Consider the following 1,016-nt stretch of genomic DNA (forward strand, 5'->3'; position numbering starts at 1 on the left):
GCTCCAAGTGGAACTTCTTCAGCTTGGCCAGGTTCTCCGCCCGGTACATGCCCTTGCGGATCGCCCACTCCAGCGGCCAGCCGCCGAACTCCTTCGCCAGCCGCTTCAGCCGCTTGGAGACGTGCTCCGCACCACCCAGGCCGGGGGCGGCCGGGCCGCCGTCGGAGTCCACGAACTTGTTCGGGAAGAACGGCGCGGACACCTCGTGCAGCCGCGAGGCCAGGTCTTCCGTCTGGCCCGTGAACTTCAGCGGCTCGTTGCTCGTCGAGAACGCAGCCGAGTTCCAGAACCCGTCCGACTCCTTCGGGGAGCCGTCGGCGCTGCCGATGGAGCGCTGCGCGCCGGCCACGTACTGGCTGATCTCCCGGGACGACTCCTTGATGGAGCGGCCCCAGCTGCTGTGCTCATCCATGCCCAGCGGCAGGAAGCCCCGCAGCCGGAGGGTCTGGCCGATGCCCTGCTTGCTCGCATCCCAGCTGATGAGGATGCGCTGACGCCGGGGCTTGATGTCCCCGAAGCACGCGCACGACACGGTGAGGATGGTGCTCTTGCCCTGCTGGCCGGGACCGTAGGCGTTGAGCATGTGCGGCAGCACGTCCAGGGCGTCCAGGACGGGCCCGGCGAACATGAAGCCCATGCACAGCGCGGACTTCCCGCAGTCGCAGGCCCAGGCGCCGATCTCGTCCCATGCCTCCCGCGCGGCCTTCTCCTCGCCCCGCAGTACGCGGTACCCGAGGGTCTGCGCGTCAGCCTCCGGGAAGATGAGGTCCCCGGCCTCGTTGTAGTAGGTCCGGGCGGGGACGATCGGGGCCTTGTCGCCCTCCTCGCGGATCAGCCGCGCGAACGCGTGCTTCTCGTCGTTGCCCGTCGGCCGGCGGGCACCCAGCTTGGCTGCCCAGGTGCCACGGTCCAGCTCGTCTTCGGTCAGGATGCGCGGGCGTCGCTGCCGCTTCCCCTTGGCCAGGTACTCGGTGCGGATGTCCTCGCCGTCGTCGGTCAGGTGGGTGATGGTGGAC

General features: G+C 69.5%; 1 protein-coding gene. It reads right to left on the bottom strand.

Going from position 1 to position 1,016, the window contains the following annotated elements; translation table 11 throughout:
• Nucleotides 1-1,016: DUF927 domain-containing protein (locus IH48_RS33865; RefSeq protein ID WP_037843976.1), on the bottom strand; the 1,016-nt coding region annotated here is incomplete at both ends.

Origin of the sequence: Streptomyces sp. NRRL F-5126, from assembly GCF_000721265.1 — a bacterium.
Taxonomy (GTDB): domain Bacteria; phylum Actinomycetota; class Actinomycetes; order Streptomycetales; family Streptomycetaceae; genus Streptomyces.